This window comes from Ruegeria sp. HKCCA5929 (genome assembly GCF_013034525.1).
Lineage (GTDB): Bacteria > Pseudomonadota > Alphaproteobacteria > Rhodobacterales > Rhodobacteraceae > Ruegeria.
Genome location: NZ_WQGE01000001.1, coordinates 766,509 through 785,006, shown reverse-complemented (window position 1 = coordinate 785,006; position 18,498 = coordinate 766,509). Strand labels below are relative to the sequence as shown.

General features: G+C 58.6%; 22 protein-coding genes and 1 tRNA gene. 9 read left to right on the top strand and 14 right to left on the bottom strand.

Features of this window, described 5'->3' with window-relative positions:
• The first annotated feature begins 5 nt into the window (after positions 1-5).
• Positions 6-221 carry a hypothetical protein gene (locus GOV90_RS03920; RefSeq protein ID WP_171090541.1) on the top strand — a complete coding sequence of 72 codons (216 nt, stop codon included), beginning with the start codon at positions 6-8 and terminating at the stop codon, positions 219-221.
• 3 nt (positions 222-224) lie between these two features.
• On the opposite strand, the gene GOV90_RS03915 is transcribed toward GOV90_RS03920, so the two are convergent.
• The 8 genes from GOV90_RS03915 to GOV90_RS03880 form a co-directional block, all read right to left on the bottom strand.
• Positions 225-1,304 carry a 2'-deoxycytidine 5'-triphosphate deaminase gene (locus GOV90_RS03915; RefSeq protein ID WP_171091187.1) on the bottom strand — a complete coding sequence of 360 codons (1,080 nt, stop codon included), beginning with the start codon at positions 1,302-1,304 and terminating at the stop codon, positions 225-227.
• Between the two features lie 61 nt (positions 1,305-1,365).
• Positions 1,366-1,442 (bottom strand) — tRNA-Pro (locus GOV90_RS03910).
• 61 nt (positions 1,443-1,503) lie between these two features.
• A complete protein-coding gene (locus tag GOV90_RS03905) occupies positions 1,504-2,109 on the bottom strand; it encodes a MerR family transcriptional regulator (RefSeq protein WP_171090539.1) in 606 nt (201 codons plus the stop codon).
• An 18-nt stretch (positions 2,110-2,127) separates the two neighbouring features.
• A complete protein-coding gene (gene ihfA, locus GOV90_RS03900) occupies positions 2,128-2,430 on the bottom strand; it encodes an integration host factor subunit alpha (protein WP_152458234.1) in 303 nt (100 codons plus the stop codon).
• A gap of 96 nt (positions 2,431-2,526) precedes the next feature.
• Positions 2,527-3,498 (bottom strand): beta-ketoacyl-ACP synthase III, encoded by a 972-nt coding sequence (locus GOV90_RS03895; RefSeq protein WP_171090537.1) that lies wholly within the window; start codon positions 3,496-3,498, stop codon positions 2,527-2,529.
• Between the two features lie 21 nt (positions 3,499-3,519).
• Positions 3,520-4,608: a phosphate acyltransferase PlsX gene (plsX, locus tag GOV90_RS03890; protein WP_171090535.1), complete on the bottom strand. Its 1,089-nt coding sequence runs from the start codon at positions 4,606-4,608 to the stop codon at positions 3,520-3,522.
• 24 nt (positions 4,609-4,632) lie between these two features.
• Positions 4,633-4,839, bottom strand: coding sequence for a 50S ribosomal protein L32 (gene rpmF / locus GOV90_RS03885; protein ID WP_008756996.1), 207 nt, complete (start codon positions 4,837-4,839; stop codon positions 4,633-4,635).
• Between the two features lie 205 nt (positions 4,840-5,044).
• Positions 5,045-5,581, bottom strand: coding sequence for a DUF177 domain-containing protein (locus tag GOV90_RS03880; RefSeq protein WP_171090533.1), 537 nt, complete (start codon positions 5,579-5,581; stop codon positions 5,045-5,047).
• Between the two features lie 85 nt (positions 5,582-5,666).
• Here GOV90_RS03880 and GOV90_RS03875 point away from each other — a divergent pair, with 85 nt between their 5' ends.
• The 3 genes from GOV90_RS03875 to GOV90_RS03865 all read left to right on the top strand — a co-directional run bounded on the left by GOV90_RS03875 (position 5,667) and on the right by GOV90_RS03865 (position 8,858).
• Complete coding sequence (locus GOV90_RS03875) at positions 5,667-6,140, top strand: outer membrane protein assembly factor BamE (protein ID WP_171090530.1); 474 nt, start codon at positions 5,667-5,669, stop codon at positions 6,138-6,140.
• 100 nt (positions 6,141-6,240) lie between these two features.
• Positions 6,241-6,981: a GNAT family N-acyltransferase gene (locus tag GOV90_RS03870; protein ID WP_171090528.1), complete on the top strand. Its 741-nt coding sequence runs from the start codon at positions 6,241-6,243 to the stop codon at positions 6,979-6,981.
• A gap of 68 nt (positions 6,982-7,049) precedes the next feature.
• Positions 7,050-8,858, top strand: a complete 1,809-nt coding sequence (locus GOV90_RS03865) for an ABC-F family ATP-binding cassette domain-containing protein (RefSeq protein ID WP_253284693.1) — start codon at positions 7,050-7,052, stop codon at positions 8,856-8,858.
• On the opposite strand, the gene GOV90_RS03860 is transcribed toward GOV90_RS03865, so the two are convergent.
• Both GOV90_RS03860 and GOV90_RS03855 read right to left on the bottom strand, forming a co-directional pair.
• Complete coding sequence (locus GOV90_RS03860; protein ID WP_253284694.1) at positions 8,855-9,385, bottom strand: sugar O-acetyltransferase; 531 nt, start codon at positions 9,383-9,385, stop codon at positions 8,855-8,857. The two genes, GOV90_RS03865 and GOV90_RS03860, sit on opposite strands and share 4 nt — an antisense overlap.
• Positions 9,386-9,412: 27 nt before the next feature.
• Positions 9,413-10,168, bottom strand: a complete 756-nt coding sequence (locus GOV90_RS03855) for a 3-hydroxyacyl-CoA dehydrogenase (protein ID WP_171090524.1) — start codon at positions 10,166-10,168, stop codon at positions 9,413-9,415.
• Between the two features lie 207 nt (positions 10,169-10,375).
• Here GOV90_RS03855 and GOV90_RS03850 point away from each other — a divergent pair, with 207 nt between their 5' ends.
• Entirely contained in the window at positions 10,376-11,203 is an 828-nt protein-coding gene (locus GOV90_RS03850; protein ID WP_171090522.1) for a hypothetical protein, read from the top strand.
• 77 nt (positions 11,204-11,280) lie between these two features.
• Here GOV90_RS03850 and tyrS read toward each other — a convergent pair whose 3' ends face one another.
• Positions 11,281-12,534 carry a tyrosine--tRNA ligase gene (gene tyrS, locus GOV90_RS03845; protein WP_171090519.1) on the bottom strand — a complete coding sequence of 418 codons (1,254 nt, stop codon included), beginning with the start codon at positions 12,532-12,534 and terminating at the stop codon, positions 11,281-11,283.
• Positions 12,535-12,777: 243 nt separating this feature from the next.
• Here tyrS and GOV90_RS03840 point away from each other — a divergent pair, with 243 nt between their 5' ends.
• The 3 genes from GOV90_RS03840 (at position 12,778) to GOV90_RS03830 (ending at position 14,739) form a co-directional block, all read left to right on the top strand.
• Complete coding sequence (locus GOV90_RS03840) at positions 12,778-13,899, top strand: anhydro-N-acetylmuramic acid kinase (protein ID WP_256367918.1); 1,122 nt, start codon at positions 12,778-12,780, stop codon at positions 13,897-13,899.
• 78 nt (positions 13,900-13,977) lie between these two features.
• The gene (locus GOV90_RS03835) at positions 13,978-14,268 is read left to right on the top strand and encodes a hypothetical protein (protein WP_171090517.1); all 291 of its coding nucleotides are present in this window, start codon (positions 13,978-13,980) and stop codon (positions 14,266-14,268) included.
• 9 nt (positions 14,269-14,277) lie between these two features.
• Positions 14,278-14,739: a hypothetical protein gene (locus GOV90_RS03830; protein WP_171090515.1), complete on the top strand. Its 462-nt coding sequence runs from the start codon at positions 14,278-14,280 to the stop codon at positions 14,737-14,739.
• A gap of 67 nt (positions 14,740-14,806) precedes the next feature.
• Here the strand turns inward: GOV90_RS03830 and GOV90_RS03825 are convergent, their stop codons facing one another.
• The 3 genes from GOV90_RS03825 to GOV90_RS03815 form a co-directional block, all read right to left on the bottom strand.
• Positions 14,807-15,697, bottom strand: coding sequence for a fatty acid desaturase (locus GOV90_RS03825; RefSeq protein ID WP_171090513.1), 891 nt, complete (start codon positions 15,695-15,697; stop codon positions 14,807-14,809).
• 45 nt (positions 15,698-15,742) lie between these two features.
• Positions 15,743-16,372, bottom strand: coding sequence for an extensin family protein (locus tag GOV90_RS03820; RefSeq protein WP_171090512.1), 630 nt, complete (start codon positions 16,370-16,372; stop codon positions 15,743-15,745).
• A gap of 199 nt (positions 16,373-16,571) precedes the next feature.
• On the bottom strand, positions 16,572-16,991 hold the full coding sequence (locus GOV90_RS03815; protein WP_171090510.1) for a cupin domain-containing protein: 420 nt from the start codon (positions 16,989-16,991) through the stop codon (positions 16,572-16,574).
• Between the two features lie 86 nt (positions 16,992-17,077).
• Between GOV90_RS03815 and GOV90_RS03810 the strand changes: the two genes are divergently transcribed.
• Positions 17,078-18,496 carry a YdiU family protein gene (locus GOV90_RS03810; protein ID WP_171090508.1) on the top strand — a complete coding sequence of 473 codons (1,419 nt, stop codon included), beginning with the start codon at positions 17,078-17,080 and terminating at the stop codon, positions 18,494-18,496.
• Positions 18,497-18,498 lie beyond the last annotated feature (2 nt).

Genomic DNA, 18,498 nt, shown 5'->3' with positions numbered 1-18,498 from the left:
GAGCAATGAATGCAAATCGGATCATTGATATGATCGTGCGTCAGGTCATGCGCCGACTGGTCAACAAAGGCGTGAACAAGGGCATTGATATGGCCAGTCGCATGGGCAAGGGCGACGCCACATCCAAGGGGCCAAAGCACGCCAATTCATCTGATCATGCGCAAAAGCTTCGGCAGGCCGAGAAGATGAGCCGGCAGATGCGCAGGTTCATGAAATTCTAGAACTTACCCAACAGCCTTGAAGTGCTTGGACAGTTTCAGGCCCTGACCTTGATAGTTTGATGCAATGCCCGCGCCGTACAATTGCGTCGGCATGTCGGCCATTTTCTCATAGACCAGACGCCCGACAACTTGCCCGTGCTCCAGCACAAAAGGTGCTTCGTGGCAGCGAACCTCTAAAACACCGCGCGATCCAGCCCCGCCCGCAGCAGCGTGACCGAAGCCGGGGTCAAAGAAACCGGCGTAGTGCACCCGGAATTCACCAACCATTGCCAGATAGGGGGCCATTTCAGCGGCGTACATCGGCGGAATATGCACCGCTTCGCGGCTGACAAGGATATAGAACGCGCCGGGATCAAGGATGATACAACCGTCCTTGGTACGCACTTCCTCCCAATAATCCTGCGGGTCGTATTCGCCGATACGATCCAGATCAATCACCCCGGTGTGGGGCTTGGCGCGGTAGCCGACCAGATCAGTGTCAGGCAGTTGCAGATCGACCGAGAAGCCGAGACCGTCCTGAATAACAGCAGGTTCGTCAACCAATGGAGACTCGGCGTGCAGAGACTTCAGTTCATCGTCTGAAAGAACCGCCTGACCCTGACGGAAGCGAATCTGGTTGAGGCGCATTCCGGGGCGCACCAGTACCGAGAACGAGCGCGGGCAGATTTCCGCATAAAGCGGACCCGAGTAACCTGCGGGAACCCTGTCAAATTCGGTGCCACCATCGGTGATGGTCCGGGTCAGAAGGTCCAGCCGCCCGGTCGAGCTTTTGGCATTTGCCACGGCGCTCATGTCGTCGGGCAGGGCGAGCGATTCCATCAGCGGCACCAGATAAACGCAGCCTTTTTCCAGAACCGCCCCGTCGGTGATGTCGATGCGGTGCATCTCGAACTCGGTCAATCGATCCGTGACACTACGGCCTTCACCCGCAAGGAACGAGGCGCGGACGCGGTAAGCAACTGTTCCCAAACGCAAATCAAGGCTTGCCGGTTGAATCTGTGCAGGCAGAACGTCCGGGCTGGCGGTGATCTCGCCACGCGTGATCATCGCTTCGATCTGCTGGTTTGGGCATACACCTGTCATCTCGATCCCCTCTGGTGCCAGAGCGGGATCTGGCCTGTGTGCCATAAACGTCGGTGTGATTTGGTCGGGCTAGCAGGACTCGAACCTGCGACCTTCCGTCCCCCAGACGGACGCGCTACCAGGCTGCGCCATAGCCCGACGTTGGGGTGTTCATAAAGATTTTCCCGGCAGGGGCAAGAGGAAAACAATGCCTTTTTTCCTAACCCGTCGCCTGTGTCTCGACACGATCCAGCCAGTGGCGCAGGTCTTTTGCAATCGGAGCGATGCGGCGCAGCAGATCGTCGTCAAACTCTGCTCGGTTCCACGCCAATGAGGTGATTCCCCCCATCAAAGGGGCGGCATCAAGCTCAGGCTCTGCGACTGGTTTTGCGTTAGCGGCTGGCGCGTCGTTGATCTGAGCGTTCTCTTTCACCAACGGCTCGGATGGTTCGCCCAAATCCATGTGGATCTGTTCCGTGACTGGCGCAGTTTTCGGCTCAAACGGCACCACGGTGTCTTCCACAGGCTCAGCCGGGGCAGGGGGATGTTCCTCTAGCGACGGAGACAGCGACGCAACATGCGCCACGCCTTGCTCACGCAGAATTCGCTGCACGCCTTTTATGGTGATTCCGTCTTCGTGGAGCAGTTTTTTGATCCCGCCCAGAAGTCGCATGTCATTGGGGCGGTAATACCGGCGTCCACCCGCCCGTTTGACGGGTTTCACCTGCGTGAACCGGCTTTCCCAGAAACGCAGAACATGGGCCTGTACGCCAAGCCAATCCGCAACTTCACTGATGGTGCGAAACGCGTCGGGAGACTTGCTCATATCCGCGCGACCTCGGGGTTACTTGCGATTCCCGGCAGCGACGCGATCTTTCATCAGATGCGACGGGCGGAAGGTCAGCACGCGGCGCGGCTGAATTGGAACTTCTTCACCGGTTTTGGGATTGCGACCAACACGGGCGGTCTTGTCGCGCACACTGAACGTGCCGAAGGATGAAATCTTGACCTGCTCACCGCGCACCAGAGCGTCAGACATGTGGTTCAGAACACTTTCAACCAGCTGTGCACTTTCGTTTCGTGAAAGCCCAACCTCGCGAAAGACGGCTTCGCTCAGATCCATTCGAGTCAGTGTTTTATCGCCCATGCCATTTCCCCTGTTGATATCAAAGCATATGGGTATGGCAAATTCGCTGTCAATATCAATGAATTGCGGGCGGCTGTGTAAGCCGGTTTGCGCCGGTTACCAGCGCAGAACAACCGCGCCCCATGCCAAGCCGCCGCCAATGGCTTCGGTCACGATCAGGTCGCCAGGCTTGATCTGCCCACGCTGTTTGCCCACCGAAAGGGCCAGCGGAATCGATGCGGCCGAGGTGTTGCCATGATCCTGAACCGTCACCACGACGTTCTCCATAGGCAGGCCCATTTTCTTGGCGGTGCCCTGAATGATGCGGATATTGGCCTGATGCGGCACGATCCAGTCTACGTCCGAGTTGCCCAGACCCGCGCGCTCGAGCGCGGTTTCAGCAGTTTTTGTAAGTTTTTCAACAGCATGGCGGAACACCTGGTTGCCTTGCATACGCAAATGCCCGGTGGATTGCGTTGATACTCCGCCATCGACATACAGCAAATCTTTATAGCGACCGTCCGAGTTCAGATCGGTTGCCAGAATGCCGCGATCTTCCGAAGTGCCGTTGCCTTCCTGAGCTTCCAACACCAACGCCCCGGCTCCGTCGCCGAAAAGGACACAGGTAGAGCGATCCGTCCAGTCCATGATCCGAGAGAACGTCTCGGCGCCGATAACCAGCACGCGCTTGGCCTGGCCCGAAACAATCAGCGCATTTGCGTTGGAAAGTGCAAAAACGAATCCCGCGCATACGGCTTGTACGTCAAAGGCAAACCCCTTGGTCATGCCAAGCCGGGCCTGAACCATGGTTGCCGCAGACGGGAAGGTCAGATCAGCTGTCGATGTCGCTACGACGATGGCGTCAATGTCATCCGCACTCAAGTCGGCATCTGCCAAGGCCGCCTCGGCAGCTTTTGTCGCCAGATCCGAGGTCGTTTCGCCCTCGGCTGCGAAATGGCGCCGCTCAATACCCGATCGCGTTCGGATCCATTCGTCGGTTGTGTCCAGCGTTTTCTCAAACTCGGAATTGGGAACAATGCGTTCCGGCAAATAATGCCCGACACCTACTACAACTGAACGGCCTGCCATGTTGGGGTACTGCCTTTTTGATTATTTTTCGGTCTGCGGCGCAGCTTGCGCGGCATCTTGTGCAAGCTGGGCTGTGGATGCAACCCGCGCGGCCAATTTTTCGGAAAAGCCCGATTGCGCCAGCGTAAAGGCCAGCTTGATTGCAGCCGACACGCCGGTCGCGTCTGCGCCGCCATGAGATTTCACCACGGTGCCGTTCAGCCCAAGAAAGACGCCGCCATTCACACGCCTTGGGTCGATCCGTTTCTTCAGACGGTTTAGCGAGGTGATCGCCAGAATTGACGCCAGCCGGGACAGCGGAGAATACTTGAAAGCCTGGCGCAGCAGGTCACCGATCAGGCTGGCTGTGCCTTCACCGGTTTTGATCGCAACGTTGCCCGTAAACCCATCCGTGACAATGACATCTGCCTTGTCGCCCGGAATGTCGCTGCCTTCGACAAAGCCCACAAATTCGAAATTTGCCTGCTCTGCAAACTCGGTGATCATTGCGTGCGCTTCTTTCAGCTCGGCCCGACCTTTGTGTTCTTCGGTGCCGACGTTCAGCAACCCAATCCGGGGCCGTGCAAGCGCCATGCCATTGCGCGCATACGAAGCGCCCATCAGGGCATATTGCAACAAATCCTTGGCGTCGGCGCGGACGTCTGCGCCCACGTCGAGCATCACGTTGAACCCCTGAGGGTTGCGCGAAGGCCACAGAATCGCAATGGCCGGGCGGTTCACACCCGGCAGTTTACGCAGGCGCATCATCGACAGCGCCATCAGCGCACCGGTGTTTCCACAGGACACCGCACCATGTGCCTCGCCCTGGCGCACAGCCTCAAGCGTGGACCACATCGAAGTTTGCTTGCCGTTGCGCACAACCTGGCTGGGCTTGTCCTCCATCGTGACGACGTCCGGACAATCACGAAAAACGACGCGCCCCTCAAGGACACGCCGTTTTGCAACTAGCTTTCGCAGGACCTGCTCGGGACCGTGCAGCAAGAACCCAATATCAGGGTTCTTGTCAGCCGACTTCGCCAGACCGGCAACAACAACTGCGGGACCCTCGTCCCCACCCATGGCGTCGACCGAGATGGTGATCCGTCCGGCGTGCGTGGGCTGTTCAGTCATGCCTCGGCCTGCGCTCAATCAGGCTTAGGCTGCGTCTTCGTCCAGGTCGATTTCGTCGGCCTGTGCGACGACTTCACGATCATCATAGTGGCCGCAGGATGCGCAAACGTGGTGCGGGCGCTTCAGCTCGCCACAGTTCGGGCATTCGTTCGGGTTTGCAGCAACCAGAGCGTCGTGTGCGCGGCGGTTGTTGCGACGCGACTTGGAAACTTTGTTCTGTTGGACGGCCATGGTCTCAACCTTTGTCTACTGAGGGTCAGCAGATTCGCCGCCGACCGGGTTTCATATTTCGTTTTATCGTGGTTTGACGCGCGTTTAGGCGACCAGCCCCGCAATGTCCAACCCAAAATCCGATGAGCGCGCGAAAATACTGCGATTCTCGTCATGTTCAAGCGATTTTTCTGGCCGCCTGCTATGACAGGAAATCAGCCCCCTGTCACTCGTCTTTTTTCAGCGCGTCGCGCAAACCTGCCAATCCGGCAAATGGCTTGACGTCTTCGTCGGTCATGGCCTGTTTGCCTGGCTCTGTATAGTCGACCTGGCCCAGTTCTGCCCCGTCCTTGCGTGGGTATTGCGGCAATGCCAGCGCCAGCGCCTCGACCATGACCACTGCCGGATCAATCTCGGGACCCAGCGGTTCGGATTCGTCATCTTCGGGGATCTCGAACTCGGGTTCATCAGGATCGGTCCAATCGGCCAGAAAGGTGCGATGAACCGGGACATCAATACGGGTTGTAACAGGGTCGAGGGTGACGACGCAGGGCTGGATGACAGTGGCCCCAAGTTTGCCGTTGAGAACCCAGTCGCGCTTGCCCTGCGCTCGGACCTCTCCGACAAAGCTGAGCTTGCGCAAACCCAGCAATCCCAGATCTTGCCGAATCTCGTCTAACGAAGCGGCAGAAGGGCGCAGATCGAACGGAGTTGGAGCGTTCTGAGGCAGATCGGCCACCCGAAGTGATGTAAGGTTGCTCATTTGTGAGCCTTTCTATGTGTTGAACCGTGGCAGCGGTTTCTGTAATCGGATAGAAGCCGCAAGAGGCCAAGGCAAGAGGGTGCATATGTTGAAGGTAATGAACCGGTTGAAACCAGCGACAAAATCGCTTGTGTTTGTTGCCTGTCTGGCTGCGGTCGGGGCCTGTACGCCCATCTTCAAGAATCACGGCTATGTCCCCCCGGCCGAGGAACTGGCGGAAATCAAGGTTGGCGTCGATACGCGCGACACCGTGGAAGAAGCCATCGGTGCTCCGGGCGCTTCGGGTGTGGTGCGGGATTCAGGCTTTTACTATGTCCGCTCGCGGGTGCGGCACTACGGCCCGAAACGGCCTGAGGTCGTATCGCGTGAACTGGTTGCCATCAGCTTTGACCAACGTGGCGTGGTCAGAAACATCGAGCGTTTTGGCTTGGAAGACGGGATCGTGATTCCCCTGGAACGCCGTGTGACTGATTCTAACGTTCAGGACAAAGGCTTCCTGCGTCAGCTGCTTGGCAATATCGGCAACTTCAACCCGGCTAACATTCCGGGTGCCAACTAATTCGGTCTGCTGACTTGCGTTGGTCACAAGACGGTCACATGTCTTGTGTTAGCGAGGTCATGACGACAACATTGGGTCGGCAACCCCGGAGGATGCGACCGTGGCGACAGCGGTTTTGTTGAGCAAAGGGCGCTATCGCGCCCGATTGGCGCAGTCGGCTGAAGACATCAGTGCCGCGCAGGCATTGCGCACACAGGCTTTTGGCACTCAGCAGTTGGATAGCGATGCGTTCGACGGGCGGTGTTGCCACGTCTTGGTCGAGGACCTGCGCACTGACGCGCGGCTTGTCTGTTGTTTTCGTATGATGCGCATGGATCACGGTCGAGAAGTCGGGCGCAGCTATTCGGCGCAGTTTTACGACCTAAGTTCGCTTGAGGGTTTCAACGGCCGAATGGTCGAGATGGGGCGCTTCTGTATCCACCCCGATTGCAGTGATCCCGATATTCTGCGCGTCGCGTGGGGTGCGATGACTGCTTATGTGGATCAGAACGGTGTTGAGATGCTGTTTGGGTGTTCGTCCTTTGCCGGTACCGAGACCGAACAGTACCTGGACGCGTTTGCGATGCTCAAACACCGTCATCTGGCCCCAAAACGATGGCTGCCGCGGGTGAAGGCACCGGATGTTTTTCGCTTTGCCACACGTCTGCGGCGCAGGCCGGATCTGAAGCAGGCGATGTTACGAATGCCGCCTTTGTTGCGGACCTATCTGATGATGGGCGGCTGGGTCAGTGATCACGCGGTTGTGGATCGCGACATGAACACGCTGCACGTTTTTACCGGGTTGGAAATCCGGGCCATTCCCCCGGCGCGGAAGCGTCTGCTGCGGGCGGTGGCCGGGTAGTTTGAGTATTTTCGAAAAGGTGAAGCTGGGGCGTTGACGCAGTGTGACTGCCGGTTTAGCTGGCGGGCATGGCGAGAATTCCTTTGTTGCAGATGTCCGGCATTTCCCTGACCTTCGGGGGCGATCCGGTGTTTTCCGATCTTGATCTGGTCGTCCAACCCGGTGACCGCGTGGCGCTGGTGGGGCGTAACGGGTCGGGTAAGTCGACCCTAATGAAAGTGATGGCGGGGCTGGTAGAAGCCGATCAGGGTGAGATCGTTGTACCGCCGGGAAAATCCGTGGGGTACATGGAACAGGACCCCCCAATGGAAGGGTTTGCAACGTTGGGGGATTATGCCTCAAGCGGGTTGGAGCCGGGCGAGTTGTACAAGGTGGAACGGGCGGGCGAAGGGCTGAAGTTCGATCCTTCTCGCCCCGTTGAGACAGCCTCGGGGGGGGAACGACGGCGGGCTGCATTGGCCAAGTTGATGGCTGAAGCCCCCGATCTGATGCTGCTGGACGAGCCCACCAACCATTTGGATATTGAAGCCATCGCGTGGCTGGAGCGCGAACTAGGATCAACCCGTGCGGCTTTTGTATTGATCTCGCACGACAGGGCATTTTTGCGGGCACTGACGCGGGCGACGCTTTGGATCGACCGAGGGGCTGTCAGACGGCAGGAGCAGGGTTTTGATGCGTTTGAGTCCTGGCGGGACAAGGTCTGGGAAGAAGAAGACCAACAGCGTCACAAGTTGAATCGGTTGATCAAATCCGAAGCGAAATGGGCGGTAGAGGGCATCAGCGCCCGGCGCAAACGCAATCAGGGCAGGGTACGGGCCTTGCAAGCGTTGCGGGCGGAAAAGGCGGCGCAGATCAAACGTCAGGGTTCCGCTGCCATGACGCTTGAAGCGGGGCCAAAGTCGGGTCGTAAGGTCATTGAGGCCAAAGGCTTGGCCAAGGGGTTCGACGACAAGCAGATTGTTCGGAATTTTGACCTGCTGGTGCAGCGCGGTGATCGCGTGGCGTTTGTCGGACCAAACGGGGTCGGCAAGACAACGCTTCTGAAAATGCTGTTGGGACAGGTGGAGCCGGATGAGGGTTCGGTTTCGTTGGGCACCAACCTTGAGATCGCTGTGTTCGACCAAACTCGCGCTCAACTGGATCCCGAGATGTCCCTTTGGGACAGTTTGACCGGTGACCCCGAGATGCGGGTGTCGGGTAAGGCTGATCAGGTGATGGTGGGCGGACAGCCCAAGCACGTCGTTGGCTATCTCAAGGAATTCCTGTTTGACGAACGGCAGGCAAGAGCGGCTGTGAAATCCTTATCTGGTGGCGAAAAAGCAAGGCTGTTGCTAGCGAAGCTGATGGCGAAATCCTCGAACCTTTTGGTGCTGGACGAACCGACCAACGATCTGGATGTCGAGACACTGGACTTGTTGCAGGAGCTTCTGGACGATTACGACGGCACGGTTCTGTTGGTCAGCCACGATCGGGATTTTCTGGACCGTGTGGCCACGACGACCATTGCGATGGAGGGTAATGGGCGCGCCACGGTTTATGCCGGTGGGTGGTCGGATTACATCGCGCAACGCGGTGATGCGGCGGGCAAAAAAGAAGAGAAAGCAAAAGCTTCAAAGCCAAAGGTCAAGCAAGAGGTCAAGCCGAAATCCGGTCTGTCTTTCTCGGAAAAACACAGGTTGGAAAAACTGCCCGCCGAGATCGCGCGCCTGGAGGCAGAGATCGCCAAGCTGGAAGAGTTGATGTCTGATCCCGAACTGTTCACCCGCGAGCCTGTCAAGTTCCAGAAGGCCACCGACGCTTTGGTGGAGCGGCAGGAGAAACTTTCAGCTGCTGAGGACGAATGGCTGATACTCGAAGAAAAGGCTGAAGGCGCTTAGGGCTTCAGGCCTGTCGCGGGATTCCCCACTACGGTCTCTCCGGCGGGAACGTTTCTGGTGACGACGCTGCCTGCGCCAATCGTGGCATTGTCGCCGATAGTGATGCCGGGCAACAATATCGCGCCACCACCGACCCACACATGTTTGCCTATTGTAACCGGCAAGCCGATTTCCAGCCCTTGTGCCCGTTCAGCCGGGTCTTTGGCATGTTGGGCGCAGTAGATCTGGACATTGGGGCCAAACATTGAGTCGTCCCCGATCCGTACCGGGGCTGTATCCAAGACCACGCAGCCCGCGTTGAAATAGACCCGGTCGCCCAGATGGATGTTCATCCCATAGGCGCAATGAAACGGGGCTTCGAGGAAACAGTCTTCGCCTGCTTGACCCAGCAAGGCACGCAGCACGGGTGCCATCGCGCCGCGTGCGTCGGGTGGGCAATTGTTGTGCGCGTGAACCGCGCGTCTTGCTTGCGCGCGTAAGGCATCAAGTTCCGGGTCCAGACAGCAATACCATTGACCGGACTGCATTTTTTCACGTTCCGACATGGGGCAGGTTTAGCGCATGCGCAGGGCGCCGTCGATGCGGATGACCTCACCATTCAGATAACCCATCTCGACAATGAAACCGGCCAGACGACCGTATTCCTTCGGGTCGCCCAAACGGGGCGGGTTCGGGACGTCAGCAGCGAGCTGTTGTTGTACCTCTTCGGGCAGGCCAGCCAGCATCGGTGTCATGAAGATGCCGGGTGCAATCGTCATGACGCGAATGCCGGTCGAGGCCAAATCACGGGCCATTGGAAGGGTCATGCCGACGACACCGCCTTTGGACGCTGCGTAGGCCGCCTGACCCTTTTGCCCGTCATAGGCGGCGATAGAGGCGGTGTTGATGATCACGCCACGCGCGCCATCGGATTCGGGGTCATTCCTGGCCATCTCGGCGGCGGCAAGACGAGACACGTTGAAAGTGCCGACCAGATTGATGTCGATGGTGCGCTGAAAGGCATCCAAAGGGTGGGGACCATCCTTACCGACCGTTTTGATGCCATACGCGATGCCCGCGCAATTCACGGCAGCAGTGATCTTGCCCATCTTCTCCACGCCATGGCGCACGGCGGCAGCCACCGAATCCTCATCGGTCACGTCCGTCTGCGCGAAGTGACCCCCGATTTCGGCAGCGACCTTTGCGCCGCGATCCGCGTCGCGGTCCAGAATGGTAACCTGCGCACCTTCAGAGGCAAAATAGCGGGCCGTGGCTTCGCCGAGACCGGAAGCGCCGCCGGTGACGAGTGCTGCTGTGGTGGACAGGTGCATGGTGAACTCCTCCCAAAGATATGAACACTTGTTCAATAACTGCTACGCGGGGGTGGTGTCCACACTTTTGATGATGACGCTGCCCATCCGGGCTGTGCTTGCGTTCCTGAAGACAAATTAATCCGACCCTCACGAAAACGCGCCTGTTTGTGAGTGAAGATGTTGGGGCCGTCATGTGTTTTTTCGCCAGGAGGTCCTGATATGGTTATGAGTAAGAAACAAACGCTGGGCGCTGTATTTGTCGCGCCTGTTTTTGGATTGGTGATGATTGGCAGTGCATCTGCTGCACCGGAAACCTGTACTGGAAAAACAGCCCGCAGCCTGGCGAATGCCGGGGATTATGCGGGCCTATGTGATTGTGTGCAGGTGACGCCGAGTTTTCTGGACAGGCTTCAGAGACGGTCGGATTTCGAGACAACGTTGGACGTGACCGGGGCGCAGTGTCCGGGTCTCGCCGCGCTACTGACGGACTTGCCGACGGCAAGCCTTTCGGGATCAAGTGAAAACCGTGGTGAAAGCCGGGGATCTGAACCGATTGGTGAAGAGTTTGCAGATGCAGGAAGTCCTGGATCGCCAGGCGGTGGTGAACCCGGAGATGGCGACGACCCGAGCGATGGTGGCGGTCCCGGTGACAGTGGTGATCCTGGTGATGCCGGCGGACCGGGTGATGGCGGCGGACCCGGTGATGGTGGCGAACCGGGTGATGGCGGTGGACCCGGAGACGGTGGCGAACCCGGAGATGGTGGCGAACCCGGAGATGGTGGCGGAAAAGGCGGCGGCAAGGGAGAAGGTAAAGGCAAAGGCGGCGGCAAAGGCGGCGAAGGTAAAGGCGGCAAAGGCGGCGAAGGAAAGGGTAAAAACGGCGATGGCCGAGGTGAAGGCAAAGGCAAAGGCGGCAGCAAAGGCAACAACGGCGGCGGGAATGGCGGCGAAGGCAGCAGCCCGGGCCGGGGCAACAACGCCAACAATGACGAAGGCGGCGATGACCGGAACGGTCGTGGCGGCGGTCGAGATGGCGGAAAGGGACTCAGGTAATCACCCCGTCTTACGAAGCAACACGGCCACCCGATTGGGTGGCCGTTTTTGCTTTGCCTCTTCTGATTGAGGCCTTGTCAGCCGAGCTGAACCAGCGCGTGGCGCTTTTTGCCAGCGCTCAGCTTGATGGGCGATGACAGCGCGCCTGCGTCGATCATCAGCCCTGCATCGGTCAGCGGCGCATCATCCAGCTTGGCCCCGTTCTCGGCGATCAGGCGCTTGGCCTCTTTGCCGGATTTGGCCAAACCCGATTTGACGATGATCTGCACGATGGACATGCCGTCGCCCAACTCATCAGGGCTGAGGGTCAATGTTGGCAGATCTCCACCAACGCCGCCTTTCTCGAACACTTCACGCGCGGTCGCTTCGGCGTTGGCCGCAGCCTGCGCGCCATGCAGCAGGGTTGTGACCTCATTGGCCAGACGGATTTTGGCTTCATTGATCTCGGACCCGGCAAGGGCGCCCAGACGGTCGCACTCATCCACCGGCAATTCAGTGTAGAGCTTCAGGAACCGGCCCACATCCGCGTCGGTTGTGTTGCGCCAGAACTGCCAGAATTCATAGGGCGAGCGCATCTCAGCGTTCAGCCAAACCGCACCGTCCTGAGACTTGCCCATTTTCTTGCCGTCACTGGTGGTCAGCAGAGGCGAGGTCAGGCCGTAGATCTCGTGATCCAGCACGCGGCGGGTCAGGTCGATGCCGTTGACGATGTTGCCCCACTGATCCGAGCCGCCCATCTGCAGAACGCAGCCATAGCGGCGGTTCAGTTCCAGGAAGTCATAAGCCTGAAGGATCATGTAGTTAAACTCGAGGAAGCTCAGCGACTGCTCACGATCCAGCCGCGACTTCACAGATTCAAACGACAGCATCCGATTGACCGAGAAATGGCGCCCGATATCCCGGAGAAAATCGAGGTAGTTCAGATCGTCCAGCCATTCGGCATTGTTCAGCATAAGCGCCTTGTTCTCGGCGTCCGTGTCATAGTCGATATACGCTGAGAACACCTTTTTGATGCCCGAGATGTTCTCGTCGATCTGTTCGGGGCCCAGCAGCGGGCGTTCATCGGCGCGGAAGGATGGATCGCCCACCTTGGTGGTACCGCCGCCCATCAGGGTGATCGGCTGGTGGCCGGTTTTCTGGAACCAGCGCAGCATCATGATCTGGATCAGGCTGCCCACATGCAACGACTTGGCCGTTGCATCAAAGCCGATATAGGCCGGTTTGCACCCACTGATCAGCGCGTCGTCAAGGCCCTGATAATCGGTGCAGTCGGCGAGAAAGCCGCGCTCGATCATCGTGGCGATGAAATCCGATTTGGGGTGGTAGGTCATATCGTGCCCTTTGGGTTAATGTTGCGGGGCACTGTATAGGCGGCAGCGCGCAGGAGGAAAAGCCACCTTTTCATAAGTGTGCCGGGTGTCGATCCCGCCACGCGATTTGCGAAAAATGAATGCCGCCTGATGAGAACGCTTGCGTTTTTGTGCAAACAAAAGGCAGTTTGACCGGGCTGCAACCCAGAGGTGAACCCAAAGACCCGGATGTGGCGAAAAGAACAGCCAGATCAGGAGGCAGGCGTGAGCCAGACCATCAGCAAACACGGTGTGATCCGGGCGTTGGGCGCAATGTCGGGTACTTCGATGGATGGGGTGGATGCCGCGATGGTCGAAACCGACGGGCACCAGATCATCGGGTTCGGGCAAAGCGGTTATCGCGCCTACACAGACGCTGAACGCGACGTTCTGCGGACGGCGCTGGGGCAGTGGCACGGGCCAGATGTCGATGCAGCCGCCGAATTGGTCACTTTTGCCCATGCCGAAGCGCTGTCGGAATTTGAAGAGGTCGACCTGATCGGTTTTCACGGCCAGACCCTGGCACATGAGCCGCGCGGGCGTGGCACCTTGCAGGTGGGTGACGGTCTGGGACTGGCGCAGGCGCTGGGGCGTCCGGTGGTTTGGGATTTCCGCAGCGATGATGTGGCGATGGGGGGCGAGGGCGCTCCGCTGGCGCCGTTCTTTCATTTTGCCTGCGCCAAGTGGTTCGGCGCGGATCGGCCCCTGTGTTTTCTGAACTTGGGTGGGGTCGGCAATCTGACCTACGTTGATCCGTCCTTTGACGGACCCGAAGCGCCCGGCGCGTTGCTGGCCTTTGACACTGGGCCTGCAAATGCGCCTGTTGACGATCTGATGCAAGCCCGGCTGGGGCTGCCGATGGACCGGGACGGAGCGCTTGCACGTGATGGCACCGTTGAAATGGGCGCGCTAGAGCTGTTTCTGGCCGAGCCATACTTTGCCCGGATGCCGCCGAAATCATTGGACCGGAATGATTTTTCGGAAATGATCGGTCTGGTGCAGGAATTGAACGATGCGGATGCCGTGGCAACCCTGACCGGGATGTGTGCCGCGGGGGTCGTGCAAGGGATGGAGCATTGCCCAAAACCTCCGTCATGTGTGCTGGTCACCGGCGGTGGGCGACATAATCCGGTTTTGATGGAGATGCTGCGCGTGTCGTTGGACTGCCCGGTCGAACCGGTCGAGGCAGTTGGACTGGATGGCGATATGCTCGAGGCGCAGGCTTTTGCCTTTCTGGCGGTGCGCGTGGCGCGAGGCCTGCCGACCTCGTGCCCCGGCACAACCGGTGTTCAGGCACTGGTCGGGGGCGGAGTGGTCAGCTCGGTTTCGATGGATGCCGTTGGGTAGCATTACCCAAAAACAGTTCAAAAAAACAACTTGTTGTGCGACGGTTGCCTCAGACCCATGGATTGAGGGCAAGGCATTATGGCGACAAAAGCAGAGCTTGAAAGCGAATTAGAGAAATTACGGCAGCGCAACGCGACGTTGGAGGCGCGGGTTGAAAAGGATCCGAAGCCCAAGGACGCGCCCGAACGCGTCAAGACATCAGATGAAATCCGAAAGCTGCTTGAAGAGCATGGCATTGATCTGGGCAAGGCACAGTCCTTGGGAGAGGACGTGGTCGAGGAATTCGGCCGCCTGCAGAAGGATTATCCGATGACTGCGTTACTGATTGCGTTTTCGCTGGGATACGTTGTCGGACGCGCACAAGGTTAGGAGGGACCCATGAGCAGATTGAGTAGAAATCTGGTGACGATCTATCGGACGGAACGTCTGATCGCCCGGCGCCGTCTGGCCGTGGTTCAACAGCAGACTATTTTGATGGGGATCGCGGGCATTGCTGCCCTGTCAGCGTTGGTGCTTGTGAACGTTGCTTTGTTCTTTGCTCTGCAAAACTCCATGTCTCCTGCCTCGGCCGCTGCATTACTGGCACTTGGCAATCTTGCGTTCGCCTGTCTGCTGGTCTTGTTCGCGCGACGCAGCAACGCAGAGGACGAAGTCGCCCCGGCGGTTGAAGTTCGCGACATGGCAATTGCAGATATCGAGGATGAGTTGGAAGAGATGGCGACCGAAGCGCGCGAAGTTGTGCAGGCCGTCAAAAGCATCGGGGCGAATCCATTGGGTTCGATGGCGACAGTGTTGGTGCCTTTGATCAGCATGTTGATCAAAAGCCGAAGTGGCGAATAGGGGGCGCTGCCCCCGCCGCGCAAGCGCGCCTCCCCCGAGGTATTTTCGGCCAGATGAAGAACGGATCTTATGAGTTGAGCGTTCGGGCGTAGTCTTTGGTGAATTCCGTGTAACCGGTGGATGTGGATTTCAGGTGCACGCGTGTCCAGTTGTGAAACTCGGGCAAGTGGTGGAACGGGACGTTTGGAAAGGAGTGATGCTCGGCGTGGTAAGGCATGTTCCAGGCCAAAAACCGTAAGACCCGGTAGGTAAAGGTGGTGCGCGAGTTTTCGAGCATGTTTGCCACTGGCGGGCAGAGGCCATGCTCGGCCAGCAGGTAAAGGCGTAAAACGGGTTGAGCGACCAGCACCGGAAGAAGCCAGACCCAGAACAGTACCGTGCTGTAGGTCAGGCTGATGAGCGTTAAGGCATAGAGACCAAGCAGAATGCGCGCTTCGACCTTCATCGCCTTGTGTTGGCGTTTCGGAAGGTAAGGGGCATCCAGGTGGCCGCGTGCGTTTTGAACCAGAACCTTTGCCATGCCGCTCCAATAGGTCCATCCGCTCAGATATATCAGCAGGTCAGTCCAGTTGTTGGGGCGCGGTTTTCCATCCAGCTCCGGGTCGCGTTTGGGGTCGTTGGTCCATTTGTGGTGGGCCAGATGGAAATATCGAAACCACGTAAAGGGCAGGGCAATTGGGACCGAGACCAGATGTCCGACCGCATCGTTCAGCCACCCTGTACGAAAAGGGGTCTTGTGGGTGCATTCGTGGCTGAGGGTGAAGAGGAACACCAGCAAAACGCCTTGCGGCAGGATCAAAACCGGCCAGAACGGGATTTGCGCCACGATTGCGGCGCTCAGGGCCGACAACGCCGCCAGATAGATCAACAGATGCCTCAGCCCAGCAGTGTTCGACCGGCGTTGCAATCGGTCCTTGGTCTCAGTGGGCAGAGAAGCGATCAGGTCTTTGTGGTCCATACCGGCATCGTTAAACCCGGTTTAAGTCCGGTCAAGCTCGAAGTGCTAGCGGCAGACTGGAGCGCCTTTGCGCTGGGCTGTGTCAAAGTGAAAATGCCCAACGTGATAGCGGTCAGCGTCCGGGCCGAGTACGGTACTGAACACGCCACAGGCACCGTTGTGCAGCTCGCGCAACACCGCGCTTTGGGTCTTGTCCGTCCACCCGTCCTTAACGGTGATTTGTGTGCCGTCCTGAAGGACAAAGGTTGAAATATCGATGGCCCGCCCGCGTGCGTGCTGAGACAGGCGTGCGCGTGGCTGGTTGTTCTGAGTTTTGCAGGCATAGTGCCCTACAACCCGCATCCCCTTGAGCCCGCCGCCCATATCAGCAAAGGCGGGTTTGGCAACGGTTTCGATCCATGTTTTCAGCGTGACAGCCGTCTGACAATCCATCAGCGAAAACTGACTGAGGGCAACATCTGAGATTCGGTAGACCCGAACCGGTTTGGCAATGCCGCAGCCCCGGGCTTTGCTTTTCAGGGTTTTGCGCGTTTCGCCCAATATGGTCCAGTCGCCGCAGACGGCCCCGCGTTCGCGCATCCGCTCGCGTCCTTGTTCCAATTGCATGGCCGCGCATGGGGACAGGTCTTCGGGCGTCTGCGCGGCTGGTTCGGCAGTTGTAGACTCGCTGGGCAATGAAACATCCAACGGTTCGCCAGAATCTGCACAGTCCGGGCTGGCGCTTGCAATCCCTGCACTTAAGCAGAGAAAAAGGACAGTCAAACAGACCTGCTTCATGCTCACTCGATACTCCGTCACACACGATTACGGGAACAGGATGGTCAAAGCTGGGCCGTCTGTAAACTCAACTTTTCAGAGATTTACGTTGGTTGGGCTATTCCCTCGGGATGTCAAAGCCCGGCGCGGCCAGCTCAAAACCTTCGAAATCAAAGCCGGGAGAGACCGTGCAACTGACCAAGGTATAGTCACCTGTACTGCGTGCAGCCTGCCAATGGCCTTCAGGAACGATCAGCTGCGGCGCGCCTTTTAACAGGTCAGGGGTCAGCAGATGATCGACCGCAGGCCCCGCATCCGTCGCGCTGAGCGACAGGACCAGAGGTGCGCCTGCGTGGTAGAGCCAGATCTCGGTGGCGTCGACCCGATGCCAGTGGCTGCTTGCTCCGGCCTGCAACAAGAAATAGATGCAAGTGCCGGTGGGGCGGCCAGCGTTGCTGGCACGCCATGTCTCGGCATACCAACCGCCTTCGGGGTGACGTTGCAGGTTCAGGTGGTCGATAATGTCTTGTGCGGTCATGAGTGCCCTCTTGGTTCGCCGCGATTATGCACGGGACGATACGATCCGCTATGGTATTCGTGCGCCTGAACAATATGTAATGCGGCATGACCCTGACGATCCCCTTTGACAATACTTATGCCCGTCTGCCGGATGCGTTTTTTGCGCGGCAGGCTCCGGTTCCCGTGCGTTCACCGCAGATGATTGCGTTTAACGAAGATTTGGCAAAATTACTGCAGATCACCCCAGGAGATGTGCAGGACATGGCCCAGGCTTTTGCCGGCAATCGTCTGCCCACAGGTGCAGAGCCCATTGCGCAGCTGTATTCTGGGCATCAATTCGGACAGTATAACCCTCAATTGGGGGATGGGCGTGCGGTGCTGCTGGGCGAGACCGTGGGCACCGATGGGGTGCGCCGGGACATACAGCTGAAAGGCTCGGGCCCCACGCCGTTTTCGCGCCGAGGCGATGGTCGGGCGTGGCTGGGCCCGGTTCTGCGCGAATATGTGGTGTCTGAGGCAATGCACGCGCTGGGCGTTCCGACCACGCGTGCTCTGGCGGCTGTGGAAACGGGCGAAACGGTGTTTCGCGAAGGCCCGATGCCCGGCGCTGTGCTGACGCGCGTGGCCAGCAGCCATCTGCGGGTGGGTACGTTTCAGGTTTTCGCCGCACGGGGGCAGCTGGACAGTTTGCGCCGACTGACGGAATACGCCATCGCGCGTCACTATCCTGAGGCTGACGGGCCTATGGGTCTGTTGCGGGCGGTGCGGGACGCGCAGGCCCGGCTGATCGCGCAGTGGATGAGCGTGGGGTTCATTCACGGGGTGATGAACACTGACAATTGCTCGATCGCGGGTGAGACGATTGATTATGGCCCTTGCGCTTTCATGGACACGTATCACCCCAACACGGTCTACAGTTCGATTGACCGGATGGGGCGCTATGCCTATTCGAACCAGCCCGACATTGCCGTGTGGAATCTGGCGCAGCTTGCGACGTCGCTGATCCAGCAGATGGATGATAAGGAGGCCGCTGTCGAAGAGGCGACCGAGATCGTCCATGCCATGCCAGAGCTTTTGCAGCAGAATTGGTTGACCCTGTTCCGGGCCAAGATCGGTCTGACGGCTGACGAAGACGCTGATCTAGAGCTTGTGACGGATCTTTTGAAACGCATGGCCGAAGGGCAGGCGGATTTCACCAACACATTCCGGGCGCTGGGCAGCGATACCGCGCGGGATCAATTTGTTGACCCCGCCAGCTATGACAGTTGGGCCGAGGGCTGGCGCGCGCGATTAGAACGCGAAGCGCAACCGATCGACGTGATGGCCGTTGCTAACCCGGCGTTTATTCCGCGTAACCACCGTGTCGAACAGATGATCCAAGCGGCGGTGCAAGGGGATTACGCGCCGTTCCATCGGCTGAATGCCGTCCTCGCTCGGCCTTACGATAATCAGGATGACGACGCAGATTTGAAACGGCCCCCGGCTAAGAACGAGGTGGTGCACGCAACCTTCTGTGGGACATGACC